At 41.6% G+C, this 22,354-nt stretch carries 20 protein-coding genes; 8 read left to right on the plus strand and 12 right to left on the minus strand.

Annotated elements, in window-relative coordinates; translation table 11 throughout:
* Nucleotide 1 precedes the first annotated feature (1 nt).
* Nucleotides 2-292 (minus strand): hypothetical protein, encoded by a 291-nt coding sequence (locus tag ISG33_RS12720; protein WP_195733993.1) that lies wholly within the window; start codon nucleotides 290-292, stop codon nucleotides 2-4.
* Nucleotides 293-425: 133 nt separating this feature from the next.
* Between ISG33_RS12720 and ISG33_RS12725 the strand changes: the two genes are divergently transcribed.
* Together ISG33_RS12725 and ISG33_RS12730 are read left to right on the plus strand one after the other, a co-directional pair.
* A complete protein-coding gene (locus ISG33_RS12725) occupies nucleotides 426-989 on the plus strand; it encodes an RNA polymerase sigma factor (protein WP_229333584.1) in 564 nt (187 codons plus the stop codon).
* The gene (locus ISG33_RS12730; protein ID WP_195733994.1) at nucleotides 986-1,600 is read left to right on the plus strand and encodes a hypothetical protein; all 615 of its coding nucleotides are present in this window, start codon (nucleotides 986-988) and stop codon (nucleotides 1,598-1,600) included. The genes ISG33_RS12725 and ISG33_RS12730 overlap by 4 nt, the downstream gene beginning before the upstream one ends.
* On the opposite strand, the gene ISG33_RS12735 is transcribed toward ISG33_RS12730, so the two are convergent.
* Together ISG33_RS12735 and ISG33_RS12740 are read right to left on the minus strand one after the other, a co-directional pair.
* Nucleotides 1,581-3,635 carry a sensor domain-containing diguanylate cyclase gene (locus ISG33_RS12735; RefSeq protein WP_195733995.1) on the minus strand — a complete coding sequence of 685 codons (2,055 nt, stop codon included), beginning with the start codon at nucleotides 3,633-3,635 and terminating at the stop codon, nucleotides 1,581-1,583. The genes ISG33_RS12730 and ISG33_RS12735 overlap by 20 nt on opposite strands.
* Nucleotides 3,636-3,825: 190 nt before the next feature.
* Nucleotides 3,826-4,806 carry a TolB-like translocation protein gene (locus tag ISG33_RS12740; RefSeq protein WP_195733996.1) on the minus strand — a complete coding sequence of 327 codons (981 nt, stop codon included), beginning with the start codon at nucleotides 4,804-4,806 and terminating at the stop codon, nucleotides 3,826-3,828.
* 242 nt (nucleotides 4,807-5,048) lie between these two features.
* On the opposite strand from ISG33_RS12740, the gene ISG33_RS12745 reads away from it, so the two are divergent.
* Complete coding sequence (locus ISG33_RS12745) at nucleotides 5,049-5,615, plus strand: DUF4136 domain-containing protein (RefSeq protein ID WP_195733997.1); 567 nt, start codon at nucleotides 5,049-5,051, stop codon at nucleotides 5,613-5,615.
* A 119-nt stretch (nucleotides 5,616-5,734) separates the two neighbouring features.
* Here ISG33_RS12745 and ISG33_RS12750 read toward each other — a convergent pair whose 3' ends face one another.
* Genes ISG33_RS12750 through ISG33_RS12760 form a run of 3 tightly spaced genes read right to left on the minus strand, consistent with a single transcriptional unit; the run spans nucleotide 5,735 to nucleotide 7,895 of the window.
* Nucleotides 5,735-6,655 carry a hypothetical protein gene (locus ISG33_RS12750; RefSeq protein ID WP_195733998.1) on the minus strand — a complete coding sequence of 307 codons (921 nt, stop codon included), beginning with the start codon at nucleotides 6,653-6,655 and terminating at the stop codon, nucleotides 5,735-5,737.
* Entirely contained in the window at nucleotides 6,652-7,533 is an 882-nt protein-coding gene (locus tag ISG33_RS12755) for an ABC transporter ATP-binding protein (protein WP_195733999.1), read from the minus strand. The genes ISG33_RS12750 and ISG33_RS12755 overlap by 4 nt, the downstream gene beginning before the upstream one ends.
* The gene (locus ISG33_RS12760; RefSeq protein ID WP_195734000.1) at nucleotides 7,533-7,895 is read right to left on the minus strand and encodes a GntR family transcriptional regulator; all 363 of its coding nucleotides are present in this window, start codon (nucleotides 7,893-7,895) and stop codon (nucleotides 7,533-7,535) included. The genes ISG33_RS12755 and ISG33_RS12760 overlap by 1 nt, the downstream gene beginning before the upstream one ends.
* Before the next feature lie 198 nt (nucleotides 7,896-8,093).
* On the opposite strand from ISG33_RS12760, the gene ISG33_RS12765 reads away from it, so the two are divergent.
* Nucleotides 8,094-9,197: a metal-dependent hydrolase gene (locus tag ISG33_RS12765; protein ID WP_195734001.1), complete on the plus strand. Its 1,104-nt coding sequence runs from the start codon at nucleotides 8,094-8,096 to the stop codon at nucleotides 9,195-9,197.
* Here ISG33_RS12765 and ISG33_RS12770 read toward each other — a convergent pair.
* On the minus strand, nucleotides 9,194-9,706 hold the full coding sequence (locus ISG33_RS12770) for a hypothetical protein (protein ID WP_195734406.1): 513 nt from the start codon (nucleotides 9,704-9,706) through the stop codon (nucleotides 9,194-9,196). The genes ISG33_RS12765 and ISG33_RS12770 overlap by 4 nt on opposite strands.
* Before the next feature lie 332 nt (nucleotides 9,707-10,038).
* Between ISG33_RS12770 and traF the strand changes: the two genes are divergently transcribed.
* The 3 genes from traF to ISG33_RS12785 all read left to right on the plus strand — a co-directional run bounded on the left by traF (nucleotide 10,039) and on the right by ISG33_RS12785 (nucleotide 13,860).
* Complete coding sequence (gene traF, locus ISG33_RS12775) at nucleotides 10,039-11,352, plus strand: conjugal transfer protein TraF (RefSeq protein ID WP_195734002.1); 1,314 nt, start codon at nucleotides 10,039-10,041, stop codon at nucleotides 11,350-11,352.
* A 47-nt stretch (nucleotides 11,353-11,399) separates the two neighbouring features.
* A complete protein-coding gene (locus ISG33_RS12780) occupies nucleotides 11,400-13,106 on the plus strand; it encodes a hypothetical protein (protein WP_195734003.1) in 1,707 nt (568 codons plus the stop codon).
* Nucleotides 13,107-13,377: 271 nt separating this feature from the next.
* A complete protein-coding gene (locus ISG33_RS12785) occupies nucleotides 13,378-13,860 on the plus strand; it encodes a YcxB family protein (RefSeq protein WP_195734004.1) in 483 nt (160 codons plus the stop codon).
* Nucleotides 13,861-13,984: 124 nt separating this feature from the next.
* Here the strand turns inward: ISG33_RS12785 and ISG33_RS12790 are convergent, their stop codons facing one another.
* The 5 genes from ISG33_RS12790 to ISG33_RS12810 form a co-directional block, all read right to left on the minus strand.
* Nucleotides 13,985-14,527 carry a DVUA0089 family protein gene (locus ISG33_RS12790; RefSeq protein ID WP_195734005.1) on the minus strand — a complete coding sequence of 181 codons (543 nt, stop codon included), beginning with the start codon at nucleotides 14,525-14,527 and terminating at the stop codon, nucleotides 13,985-13,987.
* A gap of 312 nt (nucleotides 14,528-14,839) precedes the next feature.
* Nucleotides 14,840-15,496 carry an outer membrane protein gene (locus tag ISG33_RS12795; protein WP_195734006.1) on the minus strand — a complete coding sequence of 219 codons (657 nt, stop codon included), beginning with the start codon at nucleotides 15,494-15,496 and terminating at the stop codon, nucleotides 14,840-14,842.
* A gap of 66 nt (nucleotides 15,497-15,562) precedes the next feature.
* Nucleotides 15,563-18,001, minus strand: coding sequence for an Ig-like domain-containing protein (locus tag ISG33_RS12800; protein ID WP_195734007.1), 2,439 nt, complete (start codon nucleotides 17,999-18,001; stop codon nucleotides 15,563-15,565).
* 151 nt (nucleotides 18,002-18,152) lie between these two features.
* A complete protein-coding gene (locus ISG33_RS12805; protein ID WP_195734008.1) occupies nucleotides 18,153-19,250 on the minus strand; it encodes a hypothetical protein in 1,098 nt (365 codons plus the stop codon).
* Between the two features lie 70 nt (nucleotides 19,251-19,320).
* Nucleotides 19,321-20,691: a polysaccharide lyase family 7 protein gene (locus ISG33_RS12810; protein WP_195734009.1), complete on the minus strand. Its 1,371-nt coding sequence runs from the start codon at nucleotides 20,689-20,691 to the stop codon at nucleotides 19,321-19,323.
* 440 nt (nucleotides 20,692-21,131) lie between these two features.
* Here ISG33_RS12810 and ISG33_RS12815 point away from each other — a divergent pair, with 440 nt between their 5' ends.
* Nucleotides 21,132-22,109, plus strand: a complete 978-nt coding sequence (locus ISG33_RS12815) for a GGDEF domain-containing protein (protein ID WP_195734010.1) — start codon at nucleotides 21,132-21,134, stop codon at nucleotides 22,107-22,109.
* The last annotated feature ends 245 nt before the right edge of the window (nucleotides 22,110-22,354 follow it).

Consider the following 22,354-nt stretch of genomic DNA (forward strand, 5'->3'; position numbering starts at 1 on the left):
GCTAGTCCAAGGCATTTAACTTTTTATTAAGCTCATAGGCTGGCTCGGTAACCACTCTCTCCAATACTTGAATGCGTTCTTTTAATTCTGCTATCTCTCTATCCTTATCAAGAGAAGAAGGTGCGCTTAAGTCATTATCATTACTTTCGTTAAGCTGTCTTTTAAAGGGGTTGCTACATTCTCCATTAAACCAAGCCACAAAGTGAAGTTTGTACTTACTATCTACGTAACACATAAATAACGATGAAGCGATTAAGCCTGAAACGAGCAATGAAATTTGTATGGTCGACATGATTTTCTCCAAAAATTGATATGTTCATCTACTCTAGTCTTAGACCTTTGAATTTTATTACAGAAACATTTGTAATAATTTTGCAAAACGCCAGACTATTCATATCAAGTAAAAAATATCGTGGATCACAACATTGAGTGAACGCTTCAACACTGTCATGAAGGAATATGGCGCTCTACTCTCAAGAGTAGCGACAACTTATGAGGCCAACGAAGCCATTCGCCAAGAGCTTTATCAGGAGATATGCATGGCCTGTTGGCAAGCATTGCCTCGCTTCAATGAGGACGCGAGCCTTAAAACCTACTTATTAAAAATAGCTCATAACCGCTGTATTTCTCATGTAGCCAAAGAGGCGAATAGGATTAAAAGTAGCGATATTTCTGATACAACAGAGAATAGGAGCCACGATCCCGATCCAGCAGAAGCTAGCCGAACAGCTTCTCATTTGAGTGTTGAAAATCAAATTATACAAAGCCAAAAGTTGAGCTCATTGCTCACAGCCGTGCGCGAGCTCAATATCACCAACAGACAAATTATAACGCTCTCAATGGAAGGCTGTGGAAATAAAGAAATTGCAGAAATAACTGGCCTCACGGCGAATAATGTTGGTGTGTCCATTTCCAGAATAAAAAGCGAGTTGAAAAACAAAATGACGTCTATCGAAAGCCGAGTCAACGCTAGGAGTGTTAAGAAATGAATACAAAATCCGATACTAGAGCATCTGAGATTCAAGACTCTTTTGAGGCGCTGTGGCAAGAACAGAGCTCTTTTAATGTTGATTTCGAGAACATTGCAAAACAAGCACGATTGCAACGAAACAAGCAGCGTTTATATATGGCGGTCGATGTGCTTGGCTTGGTGCCACTTGTCATGGTGATGGTGCTCATTGACGAGAATAAATACGCTGCTCCCATTATCCCTTTCTTCTTTATCAACCTTATTGCAGGCATTGTGATGGTAGCCTACTTTATAAAGCTGCGTTCGATTAGCGCATTTTCGAGCACTAAAGCAACTTCCGATTACGCTGAAACACTAATTAAACAACTACGAAACAATGCGCTAATCTCGCGTATAAACAAACACACATCATGGATAGTTGCTATTGCAGTTGTTGCATTTCTTACAATAGATGGCGCAATGAGGGACTACGATTATCAACATTTGCTGTCGATTTTTGCGCGCTCCTTCGGGCTTGTACTCGTTATTTTTGTACCTTGGTACATCTGGAGTAAACGTCGTCAACTACGATTCGAGAACGAAGCCTCGAAGTTAGCAAGTGCCCTCGGACTTACAACACAACATGAGTAGTCTGATTCCTGCCATTGCGCTTACTATCGTAGAGCAGTTCATCGGTTAAAGATATCAGCTTTTCGAGCTTCAACGAGAAGTCATTGTTAATGGTGACAATCCCTGCGCTTATCGTTAACTTGATATCGTTGCCGTCGACGGAGATAACAGCAGCCTCGATTTCTTTGCGTATCGCTTCAACATAATCAAAGTGCGTCGTTCCCGACAGCATCATTATATACTCCTCACCGCCGTAACGAGCGATAATATCGCTGTCTCGCTTGCTAGTGTCGAGAAGAGCTTTTGCCACTTTTACGATGCACTCATCACCTGCCATGTGGCCGAAGTTATCATTTACCTTCTTGAAGTGATCAATGTCGATCAGCACAACGGAGAAAGGCGTCTTTTCTCGCACGTAAAGGTTAAAGGCTTTTTTGGAGAAGTCGTCAAAAGCTCCCCGATTATAAATACCGGTAAGCGCATCAATTTGAGAAGCGTACAGTAGCTTTTCATTGGCACCCTGCAGCTCTTGCGTTTTATCTGACACCTGTTGCTTAAGTTCAGCCTGAAAGTTTTCAGCAACTTGCTTCGCATCTATTAGGCTATTCGTTACCGTCACCATTTCAATACTGATTGTTGACTCCGGCATAATTTCTTTACCTTCCACCTTACCCGCAAGAAAACGCTCCAGATTCACCAAAGGTTTGGTGATAATTGCGGAAAGACGTTTTGCCAACAAACCAACGAGCAACACTGAAATTAAGAAGGTAATACCGATGTACAAGAAGTAATTTACGATATTTCTAAACACCTTAGTGGGCGGCGCTAAAGCGTAAATCTGCCACCCAAATTCACTGCTGCTAGTGCCATACATAAAAGCCAAACCATTAGCGTTCAAAGCAGGTGCCTGACGTAAAAACATATGAAATGCCGGTTGCAAATCAAATGAGTCGAGTTGCTCCAATAGCAGCTCTTTGGAGCTATAAACAATAACGCCAGACGAATCGGTTAGAACTAAGGCTATGCCATCACCTTCTATGCGCGATATCACACGTTCATCTAACAAGGTATCGAGTTTGGTAGCTCCTTGAACAATGCCAGTGAAAGCTCCGTCCTTAAACAGCGGCGCTGTCGCTGCGACAATGTCCATCGTGCCAATGCCTTGGCCTTCAATAACATCCGATACATAGGCGGTCTTCTCTTGCTTCGTGCGTGCAAAATACTCCCGCTCGGAGATATTTTTTTGCTGATATGTGGGTAAATACCTGGCGTATTTTTCGGGTGCTAGTGCTGTAATAAACCCGTCTTGATCAACAACGATCATACTCTCAATATCAGCATTACCATTTGCCGCAAGATTAAGAATACTGTGCGCTTCATCAGGGTTATCGAGCTTATTAAGCGCCACTGCCGTCTGCTTTACCGAATGAAGATTATGCGACAAGCGCTCGCTAATCGAGCTATCTACCTGAAATGCAGCATTTAAAAGTTGTTCATTGAGTTGCTTTTCGGTTTCTTGAGTTGAGCGCCATGTGAACACCAGTGTTACTAATACTGTTGGCAAAATTACACTCACGATACACAGTTCAAATACGACTTTGGCAAAGCGAGGAGGGACGGGGTTATAAGCCCTAAATTGACTCTGAGATGGTACGAACCAAAATATAAATATGGCAAAAATACCACATACAAAGCCATTGAGGCCGATGGTAACGGCAACAAAAAGTGCGGTTTGTATAGACTGATGATCGAAAAGGAATATGCCAAAAACGGCTGGAAAACCTATGAATATCCAATAAGAAAAGACCGCAATCAAAAAGCGAACCTTTAATCTGATCATAGCGAGTACGAATAAATACTCCGCTGCTTGCACCAATGCAAAGGAGGTAGAACTTATTTGCAAATAAAAAGTTAGCACGCTGGTAGCAAACACTGCCAAGCTCAAGCGCAGAGGAAGCACAAGCAAAGACAATAGGGCCGCAACACTTCCCATATAAATAGAGATAGCACCGTATATGTCTAACGACCCGTACTCATTTATTAGAAACGCAGTCATACAAAGCGCCAAGGCAACTAAGTAATTTTTTGATTGACTCGATAAAGAAGAAAGAAGTTTCATAACAAGCGTATCGACAATAAACGAATTTGATTGAACGTTATTTAATCACCTCCCCATTCAAGCAACTGGTGCGGCTATGCTCATCTAGATACTGACTAACGTGAGTACCGGCTCGTATAAATAGAGATTAATGTGGACACACTAGGGCAATCAGCCCACTATGACTTGCAACATTCATTCGAGATACACCCGAATCGCACTTATCATGCTCCAGTTCAACCTTTTGCCATTCTGAAACTGCCTGTAGTTGCTTGTCTTTGAGCATGAGTTGACGCTGATAAATATGCTTACCATCACTACTAATAACATGTCCTGTCGGGCTTAGGGCAAAGTACTGACTGGTTAAAGGTAGATCACTCACAACAAGGGTTGTACCGCTTTTATGGTTGTATGCTTTTAAGCTATTTTTAACGGCATTATCGACCGAATCGTCTTCTGCCTTTGAATACAGATACCAATCTGATTGTTTAAAGCGATAGAGACTAGCACCGATATTAGTGTCGACAACTGTACCTGGGCTTTCCGGTTGCTTAATATCAACCTTTTGAAGAGTGTGCGGTTCACCCAATACAAAAAGTAGCATTTCGTGCTGGTTCAACCATAACTGGTAACCGACAGGTTCAATTGCAGGCACTAAGTGTTCGACTGCTGAGCCCTTCTCGTTGAGGCGCCATAACTCTTGCTTACCTTGTTCATTTACCCGAATAACCGACATACCTTTACTGTTTGGCAGAGGTGTCGGCGAATATTCACTTTCGCTTGAATTTGAAAAATTGCGCGTTAGTTCAGTATCTATATTATATTCAAAAATATCCATTTGGACTGATGCAGGCTCATCACTGGCGCTGGGAAGCTCAAGCGCTTGAGTATAAAAAATGGTGTTGTGTCCAAAAAAATAGGGCTGATTCGTGTATTGGCCATTTTCGGTAATGCGCTTCAGGTCGCTGATTGCTTCCTTATCGAGAAGATTTAATTTACCGATATAAATATCACTTCCTTCTTGCGCCATCACTAAGGAGCTTAAGAAGGCGATAAAAGAGAGTACTAACAATGACAAAGAGTGCTTCGCGGCGTTCTTAGCGTTAGAGATCTTATTGTTTATTTTCATTTTTCTTCCTTGCGTATGACCCTTGTGTAGTTGAAGTAGGTTAACACACATTCTTAAAAAAACTCATGCACTTGTCTCGCATGAAAGCTATACGGCAACTGTAAAACGCCATACTGAGCTGTACAAAAATAAACCTGTTCTGCTATATTTGAATTCAAGCTTGTTGCTATTACTAGATGAATTTCTCTATTTATCAGCATAGCTCAGCTTAAGGACTCTTTTTAATCACAAGGATAATGATTATGTTAGACACAACAATAAAACGCTTAGTGGCTATTTTTGCCATCGTATTTTTGGCATCTTGCGCCTCTGAAACAAGTATTTATACCGAAACTAATATTGAAAATGACAGCTATCAAACATTTTCGTGGCCTAAACAAGGTCCTATGTTTGTAAGAAGTGATTATCCAATTGCAGATGAAATTGGCATGGAAGTAAGACAGCAAATAAAAACTAAATTAGAAACAAAAGGCTATCGCTTTATTGAAGATCAATCGCAAGCAGATTTAGTTGTTCTCTTCTCAATTGGTGCTCAGAACAAAGTAAAAGCAGAGAAAGCACCGAGTTATTTTTCTGAAAACGGCCGATGGGGAAGTGAATTTTTGGAAGTCGTTGGCGACCAAGATGTTAAAACATATGTAGAGGGCTCGCTAGCCATAGATATTTTTGACCGTGAAAGACGTCAGCAGGTGTGGTTTGGAGCCGCAAAGAAAAAGCTAGATGTCAGCGACAAAAGAAGCGACCTCAGCGAAGTAAGCCGTCATGTCAGCGAGATTTTGAGCAAACTCCCAGATGCAGAACAGTCTTAATTCTCAACAAAATTAGTCGTCAATGACAACACTATGAAAAAGGCCACTAAGCTGCAAAACTTAGTGGCCTTTGTCGTTATACTCTTAACCAGGGCTTCGCGCCCTAGCGCTATAAAGCCTTATACATGACTACGTTTCACTCGCAACCAATATGTCGCCCCCATCAATATTACCCCTAAAGTGAGAGGCGCAACACCAACTTTAGTGAGCACGGCTTGACTCAGAAAATATGGAGAACTCGACACCCCGAAATGCACAGCCAATTGAGCAAGTTCTGGGTCGGTTGGTGAAAAGGCAAAATAATCTCTCAACAGGTACACGAAATAAAAGCTGCCACTATTAAAACCTTTCACTAAAATCACCTCGCCGAGTAGCAATACAACAACAGGAAAGACTGCCCATAGAAAGGCGGCTCTCTCGGCAATCATCGACGCTAACATCAACCATGCAAACAAAGGAAATAGCCACAACACAACGGGTACTAAAGCGAGTAACACTAACCAAAGAGGCGAAAATAGCTCAAAAGTCACAATAAAGTCCCACAAACTGCCCTCACCACCAGCGCCCATAATACCAACACCAACGATAAAAATAATAAAAGCCAGCGTAGCAAAAACCGTTGCACTGATTATAAAAGCGATCGGCACTATAAACGCTCCGGTAATAAACTTTACAACTACGTTTTGTAAATCAGATACGGGCAAGCTGCGCCAAAAGTAGATGGATTTGTCACGCCGCTCATCATATAAGCAAGATAGAAAATACTTTAGCTGAACAAAACCAGCAATAATCAGGAATATAACAAATACGCCCGATACCGCGGCATAACTTGATTTTTCGATGGCGTTGATGCCCTCAGCATTTTGAGTCGCGTCTAGCAGCTTTCCGATGTTATCAACTTGATGGCTATCCAAGGTGACCAATTCAAGCAATATCATTGACAATAGCAAGCCTGAAATAATTAATGGAGCCATCACGAATGTACGTTTGTACTCCCATATTTCGCGCTTGAAGGTGCTTATGATTTGTCGGTAATTCATTGTAATTCTCCTTGCACTTCGTCCTTGCTCATTAGCCCCACAAAAATATCCGCTAAAGAGGCTGCCTGTGTTTTACCCAATTCATTCAAGTGTTGACCTTCTGGAAGTGTCTGCATATCAATAAGCATACTTGTTAAGCCCATCATACGAGTGGTATACAAAGGATTTAACTGCTCAGCTTGCTCCCTAAAATCATTATCAACAGCTAAAATTTGGTAGCGCGATGTTAAGCTCTCACAGCTCTCAGCAAGCACGATTTTACCCTCTTGAATAAAGGCAACATCGGTAAGTATGTTTTCGATTTCTTCAATCTGGTGAGTGGTAATAACAATGCACTTTTCTTCTGTGTAAAAGTCTTCTAATAAATGATTATAAAACTGTCTACGTGTGAGTATATCTAAACCTAAAGTAGGTTCGTCGAGCACTAACACTTTAGCGTCTACAGCCAAAATAAGAGCCAAATGCAATTGTGTAACCATACCTTTTGAAAGAGTTTTGACTTTAGCTGAAGCCTCTATATTGGTTTTTGCCAAAAAGGTCTTTGCTTTCTCAAGGTCAAAATTTGGGTGCACACCATTCATATAACTTAAGGCTTCACTCACCTTTAACCATGTCGGCAATACAGCAACGTCTGAAATGTAAGCCACCTCGCTTAACATCTTAATGCGTTGTTTATTTGGATTATAACCATTAACCTCAACATCGCCTGTATATGAGGTTAAGCCTAATAAGGCATGCAAACAGGTAGATTTCCCAGCCCCATTTGGGCCAACCAGCCCTAGTATTTGACCCGGAAATACCGATAAATTGACATCATCTAGTACGGCTTTTTTACCGTAAGACTTGCACAGGCCTTTGATTGATATTAATGGATTCATTACTTGCCTCCTTGTCGATCCGCCAGCAAGTCTTCAGCTGACAGATTAAGTCTCGCGATTTGATCCAGCACGACCGGCCATTCTTTTTCTAAAAAATTGATGCGCTCTCGTGCGAGAATCACTTTTTTAACACCTTCTTTGATAAACAATCCTTTTCCGCGCTGTTTTTCCACTATCTCTTCCTCTTGCAGCATTTGATAAGCTTTTGATACTGTGACTGGATTCAACTGATATTCCGACGCTACTTTTCGTACCGAGGGAAGTGCTTCACCTTCCAACAAATGATCGTCGAGTATTCGGCGGATCACTTGTTGGTAGAGCTGCACATAGATTGGAATGTCACCATCCCACTGAGTAGCCATATTGTCGTCCTTTTTGAAAATTATAATGATGTTAGTGCGTGTAATACCTCACCAACACACCAATAGCTAGTGTTATACATCACCAATACACCTATTGCAAATAATTTATTTGTACTCACTAACTTAATATCTATACTCTTAGCTTGTTATTTGCTTATGCGAGATTTCTTTTAGCGCACGATTGGGATGCTTTACTTCATGGATTCATTAACACAGATAGCGTTGGGCGGTGCAGTTGGTTATGCCGTGATGGGCAAGCAACTTGGCCGAAAAGCCGTGCTTTATGGCGCTGCGCTTGGCACCTTGCCCGACCTCGATGTATTCCTTCCCTATGGTGGTGAGGTACAGGCATTCACTTACCATCGTGGCTTTAGCCATTCTTTTATCGTGCACTTATTGCTGAGCCCATTATTTGCTTGGCTTTTTCACCATTTTTACCAAGGTAGATACTTATTTAACGATAGCGGGCCCACACCCAAGCAAAATACCGCTGAATATGCTTCGCAATACTCAAATAAAAGCATGATACTTCGATGGTCATGTTTTGTATTTTTGACGCTATCTACTCATGCTCTCATCGACAGTTTTACCGTTTATGGGACTCAGCTAATGTGGCCTCTCACAGAATATCCGGTAGGTATCTCTAACCTATTCATTATTGACCCTCTCTACACGCTTCCTCTATTGATTACTTTGGGCTTTGTGTTGTTTGCAAAATTACCAAGCAAAAGAACAATTAGCGTGAACCTGCTGGGCTTGGTACTCAGCTCATTGTATGTAGCTTGGAGCCTTGCAGCGAAGGTAGCCATCGACAATAAAATTGAAATTGCGCTGAAAGATAAGAATATTCAAGCCAGTGCTTATGAGAGTACACCCGCCCCCCTCACTACTTTGCTATGGCGCGCTGTGGCGGTAACCGACGATGCTTACTATGAAATCTACGCTTCAGTTTTTGATAGCTCTGAAGAAGTAAGCTTTTATGCCTATCCCAGCAAAACGTCTTTGTTGAATAGTATTGAGAATGAATGGGAAGTAGAGCGCTTGCAGTGGTTTACCAAAGGGCTTTACTCAGTGAGCCAAAATGGTGACGATGTTGTGTTGTCTGACCTTCGTATGGGAGCTGAGTGCTTTTATGTCTTTAATTTTAATGTAGGCAGGATTGAAGAAGGCAAAGTTGAACTTGGAGATATGCAGAAAACAACAAAGCGCCCCGACCCAAGTGCCCTGGGCCGACTCTGGGATCGAATTTGGGACCCAGCAGTAAGCTTGGCCCCAGAGCAAGATTGTCGCAAAGCTGATTAATTCAGCTTTGCTCTTAGGTCATTTAGGGCATCAACGGAAAACCCGCGGTCGTAAAAGTGAATTACCGTTCCATTTTCATCAAGTAACATAACTCGCGCGTTTTTCGGTTTCTGATTACCGGTGAAGCGCTGTACCTCCTCGCCGTCACCGTAAACCGTTAACACACCTTTCCAGATTTCTTTAGGAATGCCTTCACGCATGGCATCGTCGATGAAGACACTAAACATTTCAGGGAACATCCCCTTCAAAGTAGGAATTTCGTATACATCGACTTTGGTTTGGGTCATATCCAAGCCGATGAGCCAACGGTCGATATCAAATTGCGACTTATGAATGAAGCCGAAGATTAGCAAGGTTTTGTTACCCTTAAAATCTTCAGGTATCGACACTTGTGTTCCTTCAAGTGACTCGCCAACGACCGAAATCATCTTGTCGCCGAGTTTTACCTTTGCATCGTAATCGTAACTAGCACAACCAGTTAAACTTAGGCTAACAAAGGTGATGACCATCACTAAGTATCGCGCTGCGATTCCGCTGACTAATTTCGAACTTCCTAGTTTTTCTTTATTATTCTGCATTGTTAAATTGTGACCTAAGGTAAATTAATAATACACATACGAGCTGACCGTAATTTAAGACTAAAAGCTCACCATCTTGCTTGAATCAAATTCACTAGTATGTAAAAAAATACCTATAGATACATTGCTATCATTTTGAAGTGTAGCGATTAGTTTATATTTCGCTCTCGCTGTTGCGCTTTCCGCGCCAGTTGTTTCAGCAAACAGATCACCAAAACATAGCCATCAAAATTAACCAAACAACTCAATCAAAGGGCATAAGAATGAAAAATATTCTCGTCGCCACGCTATTGTCATGCTCAATAGCCGCATCATTTCAAGCAAGCGCTAGCGGACCAATATCAGGCAATGGCGCTGCATTAACAACTGGGCCCTCGTCTTCCCCCTATTCACTTTCCGCAGCGAAGCTAAATCCCGCCATGAATTCTTTGTTATTTTCCGAGGGTGAGTCGATGCGTATGGCTTACTTCCCCTCCTTTGGCTTTAGTTTAGAACTGGGTCCAGTAGATAATTTCGCAGATGACCTAGAAGAACTCGCTGACATTATCGACGATCCGAGCTCAAGCGATGACGATGCCAGTGATATTCTCGACCGCTTCAATGCTGTTTTAGAATCTGCAGGTGAAAATGGCTACATCAAATTTAGCGGACAAGCTCAAGCTCCTCTCACTCCCTTCTATTTTTACTCTGAAACGCTAGATGGTGCATTCGGTCTCGACCTAAGCATTGCCGGAATTGGTGGCGTTAGTATTCTCGATTCAGAGCTTTCGTTTGATAACCAAAATGATTCTTTTGCCACTGCCACAGCGCTTTACATAAAATCGGGATTAGAGACAACCCTCGCACTCAGCTTTAGCCGTGAAGCATTTAAAAACGATAGCGGCACATTGTTCGCCGGAGTTAAGGCAAAATATATCAGTATCGATTTAAGTAAACAGGTATTGCCCATCATTCAACTCGCCGGCGAAGAACTAGGCGATTTGATTAAAGATGAATATGATCAAAATCAAAACTCTAGTAGCGATTTTGGTATCGACTTCGGCTTTGTTTGGGATACTGAAACCTACCGCCTTGGTTTAACGCTTGAAGACATTAACTCTCCGGAATTTGAATACGGCGCGGTTGGCGCAAATTGCAACGCACTAGCAGAAAATACAAGTTCTCGCTCAAACTGCGAAGCGGCTCGTTTTTTTAGTGAAGTACAAGGCGACATTGCACAAAACGAAATACATGTAAAAGACCCCAAAGTACGTATCGACGGACTTATCAGTGTTGGTAGTGGTGTGTACCTCAGTGCCGCGCTCGACCTCGCTGAATACAACGACTTTATCGGTGACAAACACCAGTGGTTGCATGGCGCGGTTGATTATCAAACTGACTGGTTCGCACTTTCATCGCTGCGAGCTGGCTACCACAAAAACTTAGGTGGCTTTGAAACATCAAGCGCCACCGGCGGTTTTACCCTATTCGATATTTTGAATGTTGATTTTGAATATGGCTTAGACAGCGTCGATATTGACGGCACCTCAGCACCCCGCAGAGTTGGATTTGCGCTCAGCATACAAGAACAGTTTTGATCAATGGCGTGATATCGCTTTTACAGAATCAGTCACAGGAAATTATTATGAAAAATCTTACATTATCAAAGTCCGCTATTGCAGTGTGTATTTCCACGAGCTTACTGCTGGCCGCTTGCGGTTCAGACGAGCAGGACATAAATATTGTTAGCACAAGTGAGCAGGTATTCGCGGGCCGAGCAATAGATGGCTACTTAGCTAGAGCTACAGTATTTTTAGACAGCAATAACAATGGCACCCGAGATGCGTGGGAAAGCTTTGCTTTCACTGATAACGAGGGCTTCTTTTCATTTAACCCGAACACAAATACCGACTATTGCGCTGAGGATGCGACAGCTGAAGAAGCACAATACTGTTTACTATCATCGATACCCTATAGCAATGTTGTGGTACGCATCGACAGTGGCTACGATGTACTCACGGGCGAACCTTTCGCCGGACAACTTAGTCGACGAGTTACATCGAATTCAGGGGAAGATGTCAGAAGCTCTATTGTAAGCCCTCTCACTAGCTTGCTAACCAATGTAGAGTCTGATAATCAAGGTGCTGTGCTAGATAGTTTGGGTATTGATGAGCAGGACCTCAATATTGACTACTTGGATACAAAAGCTGGAACAGGCATCGACGCCAACCTTCTAAATGCATCACTCAAAGTACATAAGGTAGTAACCGTGCTTTCTGACCGGATCACCGACACTTACGATGAAATAGGCAACCAGTTTGGTACGCCAAATGATGCCTCTAGCTTGGTTTACCCTGCTTTAGCTCAACAGTTGATCAACTCTGGCAGTAGCATTGACCAAACGCTAGCTTCAAGCCAAGAGCTAATGTCGGTTCTCAGTGTAGCTGAAACGCAAACTAAATCACTGTATGAGAGCAAAGACTTTGACCTACCAAATCAAAGTGACTCACAAATTCAACGGAGTTTTCAACGAGCTGCAACCGTGGGTACCAATATCAACAGAGTGGTTGAGCAGCTTATAATGGATGATCCTAATTTCGATGCTACCGACGCCCTCGCTAGCGCGAGAGTAATTGAAGTTATCACAATAAAAGGTTTGAACGAGGGTACGAATAACGACACATCAATTGAAAATATGCGTGGCTTTTTCGAAACGAGTGAACAAAACCTCATAGATACTCTCATTGATAGTTTGAAAAGCGATTCAGCGGATATTACAGCTTTATCACGCAATAGCTTCGACGGTAGCGATGTTGAAAGCGAAGAGGCGATTAGAGATATTGCGACTTTGCCTGAAGATGCTCTACCCTTCGCTAACTTAGGAGGAACAAGTTTTAAAGTATCAGACTTGGATCTGGGTAACGCACCATCAGATGTCGACGACGCCGAAGTTGAGTTCTATTTCGAAGGCGCTACTAACGCTATTAGTGGAAGATTCGACGCCTGTGTGAAATTTATCAAAGGTGCAAACGCCAATACTGGTGAACTGGGCGATGGAAACACACGTGGTGAGCTAGTAACCGGGTATTGGTCACTTCTTGGTGCTGGTTCAGACTCACCTTCAAGCTTTAGTGTGCTGTTAACAATCGAGTTTTTAAGTACAACTTATCAGGCCATACTTAAACCGGCAGGCAAAGAGACCATTAACGATATTGAATACACGCTCGCGCGCTTTGATCTAGATGGAGATTTTCGAGTTTTCCACAGTGAAAACGGCTCACAAATGATCAGTTCAGTGCCTAGCACAAATGCTCAGTGCGAGGAAAGACTGCCTTCGAGAGTTGGGTTATAGCGTCAATACGCATTATTGATTGAGCGACATGTTGGTCGCACAGTTGCTAGCTAACACAAAAAAGCCCGCTAATTTGCGGGCTTTTTTCTGGGTGTACACATTAGGCCTTGCCTCTAAACCTAGCCAAAATCAGCCTAAAAGCCGCAGATAAGAATACACCAATATTTGTAGCTGCATTTAGGTTTACCACTTCAAAGTTAAACCAAAGTAAAAGCTATAAACAGCATATATTTTTCGATAGACTTGAGCTTTATACTCATTGAAAAATCTCATGACCAAAGCCTTTCAATATTCGACAACCTATACTTTAAACAAAAGTCACTACAGTGAAACCTACGACCAGACTGTTGTTGAAAAAAGCCCTTCAAAAGCCTATGCGAAAGCCATTGCTTTGTTTGTTGTTGGAAGCAGCATTGTCTACCTTACTGATGAAGCAGCCTTCTTCGCATGGTTCATTGTTGTTTTGGGCATCGTAGAGGCGCTAAGTGTTTATTTTAGAAGACCGTGGTGGCTTGCTCGGCAAATGATCAGCCAAGCTGCGAATACCAATCTTACCTTAAGCATCGACGAAATAAGTATTCGTAGCGAATCACAATACGTAAATAGTGAAATTAAGTGGGCTGACATTACACTTATCGAGCAAACACCGAAAGGTTGGCTTATTCACCACAGCGGAATGAGAAGTTATATTTCTAAGCAGTGTTTGTCTGATGAAGCGAATGAGTTCTTTTCAAAAAAACTAGGCGATATCTGAGAGTGTAGGTTGAATTCGGTTTTTGAAAAAAGTGTACCAGTATCGGACATTTATAATATAGGTTCCAACAACATAAACTTTTGCAAAAAAACCCTGCTAAAGCAGGGTTTTCTAATTTTGAAGTCTATGCTTTACGTCTTGATCGAGACACACTAAAGCCTAGCAAACCTAAACCAAGTAGGGATAAACCAATTGGTGCAGGTACGTCAGTAACAAAGCCATTACCTGTAAAGGTAATTTGGTAAGCACCAACAAAAGTGTCACTAGCATTGCTTTCATTAAAGCCATCACGAGCATCTGTGTCAGATAGGAAGAAATCACCTATTGCTAAGGTGTAGTTTCCAGCAGTTAAAAATATGTTTAAATAAGAATCTAGGCCCGAAGTAGAACCATCAGCATTCCAATTCCCTGACCTTGAGTCATCATTTCTACCAACAAGTGCCCCACTTACATCAGGTCTGTAAAGGTATATATAAGAATCAAGTCGAGAACCATTGAATCCTCGAGCCAATACATTAATTTCCAAGAAACTATCGCTAGTCATTGAAAAGCTCACGTAATCAACTTCTGAACCAGTGTCGATTGAGCCAGTTAAGATAACGCTCGCATTTGCAAATGATGCGCCTACTAAAAGTAATGCTGCACATAGTGTTTTGTAAAGTTTCAAGATTGTTTCCCCAAAATATCCTAGTTAATTTAAGTATCGAGCTTCGTGCGAAGCTGAATCCCGTCATTGTGTTTTTATTTTCTTAATATTCCTTGCAAAAATTTACGTGCAATAATCGAACCACAGAGTTAAGTAATTGATATTATTGATATATTTATTCTTTTTTTATACATAAACAAAACACTTGTAAGAAAAGCCGACAGTATATGCTCGCGACTTAAATGCGAGCAAAGCGCCATCTTTAGCTAAAGTTCTGGCAGTCTACTGCTTTTGTATCGCGGGCATGCGCCGACTTCTGAAAGTTACAAAAAGCTAGAAACGGTACTCAAGCTGCAAGTAGACTTTATCCATAGACAAGAAGCTCAGGTGACTATAGCCACCTTTCAGCGCCCAGTTATCGCTAAAGTCCCATTGCAAACCAAGGCCAAGCTTAACACCAACTTTTGATTGGGAGTCATTGAGAATTGTCGTGAAGTTACTGTCTTGGAAGCGACTCACTTGTATATCGAGTTTATTGTAAACAAGGCCACCCTTTAGAGTGAAAGCTAATGACGGTGTAAATTGATAAGCCTTATACTGAGCGTCGAGTTCGAGCATTTTTAACTCGCCGTCACTTTGCAGGCGCTCATTATCGACATCATTAAAAAGAAAACCAACATCTAAACCGCTTAAAAAATTCAGCTCGATATCATCGGTGTAGGTTAGGCTAATATTTAAATCATTAGAAATGTAATAGCCCAAGCCAAGACTTACATTTAAATAATCTGAATCGTCCCCTCGAAAGTCATCTGCATCTAGCAATTGCACTATAGACTCAGGTAACTCAGCACGAGCATCATCTTCTTCATATTGATAGAAGCTAGATAGTGCTGAAGCATGTACAAACCAATCGCCCTTTTCGCTGTTAGCTTGGCTTGAAAATGAGGCGCTTGCCAATAGTAAAAGCGACGCTGCCGTAAATATTCTCATGTAAAATCCTTTTTTAATAATTTTCGACAAAATTGAAGCATGAAAGCATCAATATTTGTATTACTTTTAGTCTAGCAAACCTGCGGGATAGTCGATCTTTTCATAAAAAATAACTCGACCTCTTGGCTGCATGTACAAAGGCGCTCCCTCGTTCCCATCAACAATTAAATCAATGTTGAAGTAAAAGTGCTCGAGCACATAGAACCTATCCTCGGTTTGACCTAAAGGAGTCCACTGTCGTCTCCAAAATGTGATACAGCTTGGTTCAGTCAATTCGCATTCAGCATCGATTCCACTTTGCGTGCGATCGTGACGTCGCTCCATAATGAGTAAGTCATCTCTTTCCACTAAATAACGAGCACGGTTTCGTATAACGAATTCTACTTCGCTACCTATTCTATATAAAAAGCCGAGCAGATAACTTAAAGATGAATCGCCATTTGAAAACTGAAAACCAAAATAACCCGTCGATTTGAACGACCCATCAGCATTATAATTATTTGGATTACTTAAACCCCAATTACCGTTCCAAAGAACACTGTTGTTTTTTATCGTCGCAGTATCTAAACGCGTCACAGACTGTTTCACTGCCATCCTAAACTGACTGAATGTTTTACCTTCCTCTTCATTGTTGGCTCTAATCAACATGCCAAAAGCTTGTTGGTCTTGAGCAATGCGCGTGTAACGCACGGTCCAACCATCATCTTGTGAAACTGTTAAGACACCGTCTTCATCTATCGACCATGAACCCATCACGCTGTGAAATTGACTCTGCATAGTGCCATCAGCATTAAAGGTAACTTTATCAGCAAATATGCTCTCCAAGACGGTTTGGTCGTCACTGCGCGACTGACTAATAGCGGATGCTGCGACAGCAAAACCCCACACTCCAGGCAGTTCTTCGTTTTCAAATGGAAAATAGCTTTCTTCTGAGGTTTCGGTATATTCTAGATTCTGTTCCAGAGATACAAGATAATCATCTACGCCAATTGTTTGTGCTTCATCTCTGAAACTTACGTCTGCATCCATTACAACGTTGATTTCAAAATTTGTGGATGCAATATCAACACTCTCACCATCAAATAGGCGGGTAAGCGTAAAACCGTTAATGTAACTAGTAAAAATCCTGCCATCTACAAATACTCGAGCTTGCGAATACAAGTCTGCACTGATGAGGCCCAATATATTCAGTTCGTTAATGCTACTGTTTGAGAGGTATATAATGGGTGAGTCTAACGTGATCACCAATTCGTCTGACTCTTCTGCCCAAGTCAAACTTGATTTACCAAATTCAGCCCAATATGTGCCAGTACCATCTTCCATGAGAGTCAGTTGCGCACCAACAAAATTATAGCTAGCAACTCTACCTTGATAGCTTGGCTTGAGTTGATAAAAGTCGTACAACACACCTTCATTTTTAGCATTCGCTTCGCCCTTTGCATTATTCAGCTTAGCGCTGTTTTTGCCATTTACTGACGAAGTTGTTGCCTGTATTGAATTGCGGTAAGAATAATAGGGAGCAACATTGTCGCGAACAGTGTCTATTGCATTCGCCAATCGCGTACCCACAGCAAGCGTCCCCTCAACGCCATTAATATTTTCCGACGAGCGGCTCACTGACTCATTATCTAACAATAAAGACCGCGCTAATGTCTCAAGCAAAGCGTCATTATTGAGTACATCTAAAATGTCACCGTCAACGCTCAATTCACCATCTGCTATTAGCGAAGTAATTGCCGCCAGTTCAAGCAGAGTATCACCATCAAGTTGCTCTTCTAACGCGCGTTGATTCTCTGAACTGTATCTCAAGGCCATAGCCTCTAGCGCGGTAGATAATGGTGAAAGAACAAGTTCATTCACGTTGTCAAAAGTCAGTAAAACCTCCGTGCCACGCTGCTCAACAATGTCGCTGAAGGCCATCGTTCTACTGGTATAAATTATACGTTCGTCTATCAACACAGATAAGACAAGATCTCGAGCATCGACGGTTGATGTTTCATAGTCGAAGCTAAACATGTCTTGGGTGTCTAATTGCGATTCGAATACCTCATCACCAATGCTAAGTCGCACGATAGGTGAACTTGTTAGGTTGCTGCCAACGACAATCCCCTGAAAAGTCGTATATTGAGTTACATCTACTGTCACTTGCGCGCTAGCAGTAGCCTGCGAATCACTTACTACATAAGAAAAGGTGTCAGTTCCTGCAAAAGCGGCGCTGTTGGGTGTGTAAATAAGTTGGTTGTTCTCTATTCTTACACTGCCGTTTTGAGGCTGGGTGTTGCTTGAAATGGTAAGAGTGTCGTTGTTAGCATCAGTATCGTTACCCAACACGTTGATGGTGACAGCTTGTCCATTATTGGTAGTGGCACTATCGTTTTGTGCCGTTGGCGCATTGTTGGAGGGGGCAGGGTCTACGTCAGGAGGTCCGTCATTACGTTCGTTCGAACCGCCACCACTACAAGCTGTTAAAGCTACTAAAATGAACGCAGGTAAAAGATACTTCATATGCACTTCCTTGTTAATATACAAACCTGATAGTGACCATTGCAGTCGTGACCCTATCAATACTATCTTTTGAATATACAAGAATATATACGAGTTGAAAAGAACCCTTTTGAAACTAATGGTTTAGGTCGGCTGAGCGCTTACTGAATACCTAAAAGTGTCGACTGAGCAAATTAAGGGCTTCTATTCGGAGTTGCGGGTTAGCGCTGATATTATTAGCAATACTGTTAATCGACTGGCGCACCTGATTATCGTTGTGCCAATTTCCTTGTTCTGGGCGGTATTTTTGCCGAGCTAGTATGGAATCCATGGCTTGCAAGCCAGCTAACTGAAGGTCGGCAGAGTTTTCGTCGAGCATGCTAAACACACCTCCTCGCAACTCATTATCGTTAGTTACTACATTCATTTTGGCAAATAGTGCTGCTTTTCTAATACTCTCGGTATCGCCTTGCATCACAAGTGCCGACAAGCGACTCATGGTCTCAGCATCTAACGAGCTAACTTCCACTTGGTCAAAGGCTTGAAGACTTCTAATCAACACCTTTTCATCTTGTTCATCTTTTATTAATAGATTGAATTGACCAGACACATCAGCGCCAGAGGCCAGTGACGCTTCCAGAAGACTCACCGCAGCGATGCGGTCTTCGCTGTTGTCAGATGTACTTAAACGATAAGCAGCTGAAGATAATTGCTCTGCAGGTAATTTACTTAACACGTAAATTATTACTTCTTTATCTTGCGCGTTATTCATTTGCAGCATGCTTAGCTCTAATGTTTGCAGTGCGCTTGGATTTTGAAGTAGGTAATCGGCATATTCTTGGGCGTGGTCACTGGCAAGATCAAGCATATCGGCACTAATCTCAGTCGAGTTTAATAGTGCAGTATGTAAGTCATCTAAACACCGTAAATCGCAGCTTAGCGTCTTTTCTTGGTCTTGAAACAAACTGGATTCATTATTGCTTAAGCGACGTTGAGCCTGTGATTTGTTGTCTTCTCGCGACGAAGAGGCAGTAAGGAATTGCTCATCATCGTAGTGTGTACCCGCACCCACCTGATTGTTGTTGTCATTGTGCTCGTGATTCATCGAGTTGATGCTTGAACTCAATTGAGCATCAGCACAAGCGGCAGTTCCCAAAAAAGTACTTTCGTTATTTACTGGGTCACTCAAAAGTGCATCAGCAAAAAAGACAGTAAATAAGGCAAAAATACTTCCTAATAAAAATATCCCAATCGCTTTAAAAGTAGTCATAAACTTACTCCTTTATACAACGAATAAAGAGGGTCATATACACAACCCTCTTACGCTTTCAAAAGTATGCTTAGTGAGAGTTATCTAAGCGATAGAAGCTCACCTGGTCATAATCATTACCATTGCCTGTGTTATTTTGTGTATAAGCACCTGCTTTGAAATACATCCATTCATCACTGCGGTTATAGCCACTGTTTTCAGTGTTCATGTTCATGCTTTTGCGCCCGATAATCGGGCCATCGCGATCACCTCGGCGAAGAATCACTTCTAGGTTTGCACCAACATTAATGATCTCATACGAGAACAATTCGTTCAGAGCAATACCATTGCTCGGATTGCTTGCGCTACTTGAGGCGCTGCCCACAAGCACAAATTCATCAAGATCATCACCATCGCGAATTTCATGCACCCAATAGACACTTCCTTTGCTATTACCAGGTAGCTTGCGATAGTAAAGACGCACGGGCTCATCATTATCGGCATGAATCTGACCAATGATCACTCGGCCAACCTGACTACTGCTGCCAGTAGAAGTCACTCTGTTTACTCGTAGTGTCGCCGTAAGCTTGCCTTCTTTTGCACCAATGTTTGAATTATTTGGCTGGTAACCCAAGGCCCAGTTGTTCGCATTCACACCTGTAGTGCTGATGCTCGTGTTCCCGCGTCGTAACATCTCTCGGAGCTCACTTCGAGGATAACTTGTATTCGAAGATGTCTTAGCCCCGTTAATCGGAGACTTAAATACCATTGCGCCATCGGAGCCGGTATAAAAGAAAGGAGCAGAGCCGTTAAACAAATTACCATTTGCAAAGTCTCTGTCGGTTGTGCGTGCCGACAAACCATCATCAGGATCAGCGTTTGGCGCATCTAAAGCCCAGTCTTTTAGATCAAAGTTACCCCATGGTGGCAGGTTAGGATCTAGTCCAAACGCGCCAGAACCGCCGCTGCTGCCTACTGTTTTAAAGCTGAAATGTTGGTTTACGTTGCTATCACCAGAATTCCATAAATAGCATCCTTGACGACGGCTTGCGCCACGGTTGCAGTCGATAGAATAGCTGAAACCGCGTTTCTTCAAACGAAATGTGCCGTTAGCCTGAGGAATTTTTTCCCAATGCTGATTGCGTTCACCTGAAATACAGCGATATAGCTTAACAGCTTGTAAACGAGCAGCACCGTTTCCGCCATCTAAGCAATGATTGGTGTTTTTCTTTTTATAAGTGTAATACTTTGGCGCAATGAAGGTTTCTTCCCATTGCTGGTTAACGTTACTGGTGTTTGTGTTCCACAAGTAAACTTGTCGATTGTTCGCTGCACCATTACCGCCATCAATCGCGAAATTGGTATTACGTTTCTCCATTACCACAGTAGTTTGTGCAATAGAGGGTAAAGCCAATGCACACAGGCTTAAGCCAGTGAGCGCTAATTTTTGTAAATTGTTCATCCTAGTTTCCTAATAGTTATTATCAAGTGTGTCTAGTTTTAATGTGGTGAATCTGCTGTTCACTTTTTGCAAGCCCTTCTAAAACACAAATAAAACAGGCACTTAACATCCCTCACTGCCAAAACACTTTGTCTATTAGTACAAGAACAAGTCATTTCATTTACTTCAAACTAGACCATTTATTAAATAGGACTTATCCGCATTGGTCAACAAAAATGTTAATCAAATATTAATAATTGGTTAAATATATGGATAAATTTAAACAAAATAATTACACAATTGGTTTTACCAATAGTAATTAGCATATTCAAGCATTTCATAAAAAACAGTGGTGAAAAATTCACTGCAAATAAGGTGTCATGGAATGCTAAAAATGAACGATAATTACTATAGGTTCCCAATTAAAAAGGCGTCGACCTTATTAAGGTAAGTGCATACAAATGCCCGATAACCAAAATTTAGATATCGACTTTTTAGTCAAAGCTGGGCAACGGATGTCAACAGTCGCGCTTGCACTTTTAATTCCCTTTACTGTTAATCATATCTATCAAGAGCGTTATTTAGCCGCAGTTTTAGTCTCGATTGCAGCAGCGCTTTGTGGCATCAATTTAAGATTTTCTCTACAAAAACGTTTTTCACTTCCCCTTAACCTGTTAGGGATTATGCCAGCGATGACTATTGGAGTGTGCTACGCCTTGTATAACCAGCAAGAAGAGGGGAGTTATTGGGCATATCTTGGCGTATTTGCCATCTATTTTGTACTGCCCCTGAAATATGCGGTAATTACGAATGTAGTGTATGTTTGTGGCGTGATACTCGTAGCATATTTTAATACTCAGCTAAATATGTTCATAAGATTTAGTACTGTGCTCGTTGGTATAAGCTTTTTTAGTTACATATCCAATAAAGAACTATCGGCAAAACACGAAACCTTGGAGAAATTGTTGAATTTCGACGTTTTGACCAAGGCCTTCAATCGGCGTCAACTCTCGTCTTCATTAAGAGAGTCATATGAACTATTCTATGAAAAAAAACAAATTAGCTGCATCGCTATAGTTGATATTGATCACTTCAAGCGGATAAATGATACACATGGACATCCAATAGGAGATCAAGTGCTGAAACAATTTGCAGCCATTATTTGTTCGTACTTAAGCTCAAAGGATAAGTTGTTTCGAATTGGTGGCGAGGAGTTTCTAATCTTAATGGAAAATACCGAGCTTTCAGAAGCAAACGGAACAACAACAGCGCTATGCGAGGTAATTAAAGCTCATAATTTTCCAAATAATATAAAAGTTACAATTAGTGCAGGCATATGCACTATTGAAGAAGCAAAAACAGAAGAAAAGTTGATTGAAATTTGTGACAAAAAACTATATCAAGCTAAATCAAACGGTCGCGACCAAATCGTTTGCTAGCTGCTCTGCTAATTATGCTGAAAAGAAGATATGCTGATTGTCTATGATAGTGGCCTATTGAGACCGGCTTTCTAGCCTTACTTCTAAAATCGATAATTAACCTTCAAACATAATGATAAGAGAAAAGAATATTTTCTCGACCTGAAAGTCACCTATATAGTAGAGTTTACGATAATTTCTATGTATCACGATAATTCCTAATTCGTAATATTTAGTAAGTACAACGCTATTTTAAAAGGATTTTT

Source organism: Marinibium conchae, from assembly GCF_015595035.1.
Taxonomy (GTDB): Bacteria; Pseudomonadota; Gammaproteobacteria; order Enterobacterales; family Alteromonadaceae; genus Glaciecola.

What these genes read in the sequence shown, in the direction of transcription:
- ISG33_RS12745 (WP_195733997.1), top strand. Translation starts at nt 5,049, where the DNA reads ATGTTAGACACAACAATAAAACGCTTAGTGGCTATTTTTGCCATCGTA.
- ISG33_RS12765 (WP_195734001.1), top strand. Translation starts at nt 8,094, where the DNA reads ATGGATTCATTAACACAGATAGCGTTGGGCGGTGCAGTTGGTTATGCC.
- ISG33_RS12815 (WP_195734010.1), top strand. Translation starts at nt 21,132, where the DNA reads ATGCCCGATAACCAAAATTTAGATATCGACTTTTTAGTCAAAGCTGGG.
- ISG33_RS12805 (WP_195734008.1), bottom strand. Translation starts at nt 19,250, where the DNA reads ATGACTACTTTTAAAGCGATTGGGATATTTTTATTAGGAAGTATTTTT.
- ISG33_RS12800 (WP_195734007.1), bottom strand. Translation starts at nt 18,001, where the DNA reads ATGAAGTATCTTTTACCTGCGTTCATTTTAGTAGCTTTAACAGCTTGT.
- ISG33_RS12730 (WP_195733994.1), top strand. Translation starts at nt 986, where the DNA reads ATGAATACAAAATCCGATACTAGAGCATCTGAGATTCAAGACTCTTTT.
- ISG33_RS12740 (WP_195733996.1), bottom strand. Translation starts at nt 4,806, where the DNA reads ATGAAAATAAACAATAAGATCTCTAACGCTAAGAACGCCGCGAAGCAC.
- ISG33_RS12760 (WP_195734000.1), bottom strand. Translation starts at nt 7,895, where the DNA reads ATGGCTACTCAGTGGGATGGTGACATTCCAATCTATGTGCAGCTCTAC.
- ISG33_RS12755 (WP_195733999.1), bottom strand. Translation starts at nt 7,533, where the DNA reads ATGAATCCATTAATATCAATCAAAGGCCTGTGCAAGTCTTACGGTAAA.
- ISG33_RS12770 (WP_195734406.1), bottom strand. Translation starts at nt 9,706, where the DNA reads ATGGTCATCACCTTTGTTAGCCTAAGTTTAACTGGTTGTGCTAGTTAC.
- ISG33_RS12795 (WP_195734006.1), bottom strand. Translation starts at nt 15,496, where the DNA reads ATGAGAATATTTACGGCAGCGTCGCTTTTACTATTGGCAAGCGCCTCA.
- ISG33_RS12780 (WP_195734003.1), top strand. Translation starts at nt 11,400, where the DNA reads ATGAAAAATCTTACATTATCAAAGTCCGCTATTGCAGTGTGTATTTCC.
- traF (WP_195734002.1), top strand. Translation starts at nt 10,039, where the DNA reads ATGAAAAATATTCTCGTCGCCACGCTATTGTCATGCTCAATAGCCGCA.
- ISG33_RS12750 (WP_195733998.1), bottom strand. Translation starts at nt 6,655, where the DNA reads ATGAATTACCGACAAATCATAAGCACCTTCAAGCGCGAAATATGGGAG.
- ISG33_RS12785 (WP_195734004.1), top strand. Translation starts at nt 13,378, where the DNA reads ATGACCAAAGCCTTTCAATATTCGACAACCTATACTTTAAACAAAAGT.
- ISG33_RS12720 (WP_195733993.1), bottom strand. Translation starts at nt 292, where the DNA reads ATGTCGACCATACAAATTTCATTGCTCGTTTCAGGCTTAATCGCTTCA.
- ISG33_RS12735 (WP_195733995.1), bottom strand. Translation starts at nt 3,635, where the DNA reads ATGACTGCGTTTCTAATAAATGAGTACGGGTCGTTAGACATATACGGT.
- ISG33_RS12810 (WP_195734009.1), bottom strand. Translation starts at nt 20,691, where the DNA reads ATGAACAATTTACAAAAATTAGCGCTCACTGGCTTAAGCCTGTGTGCA.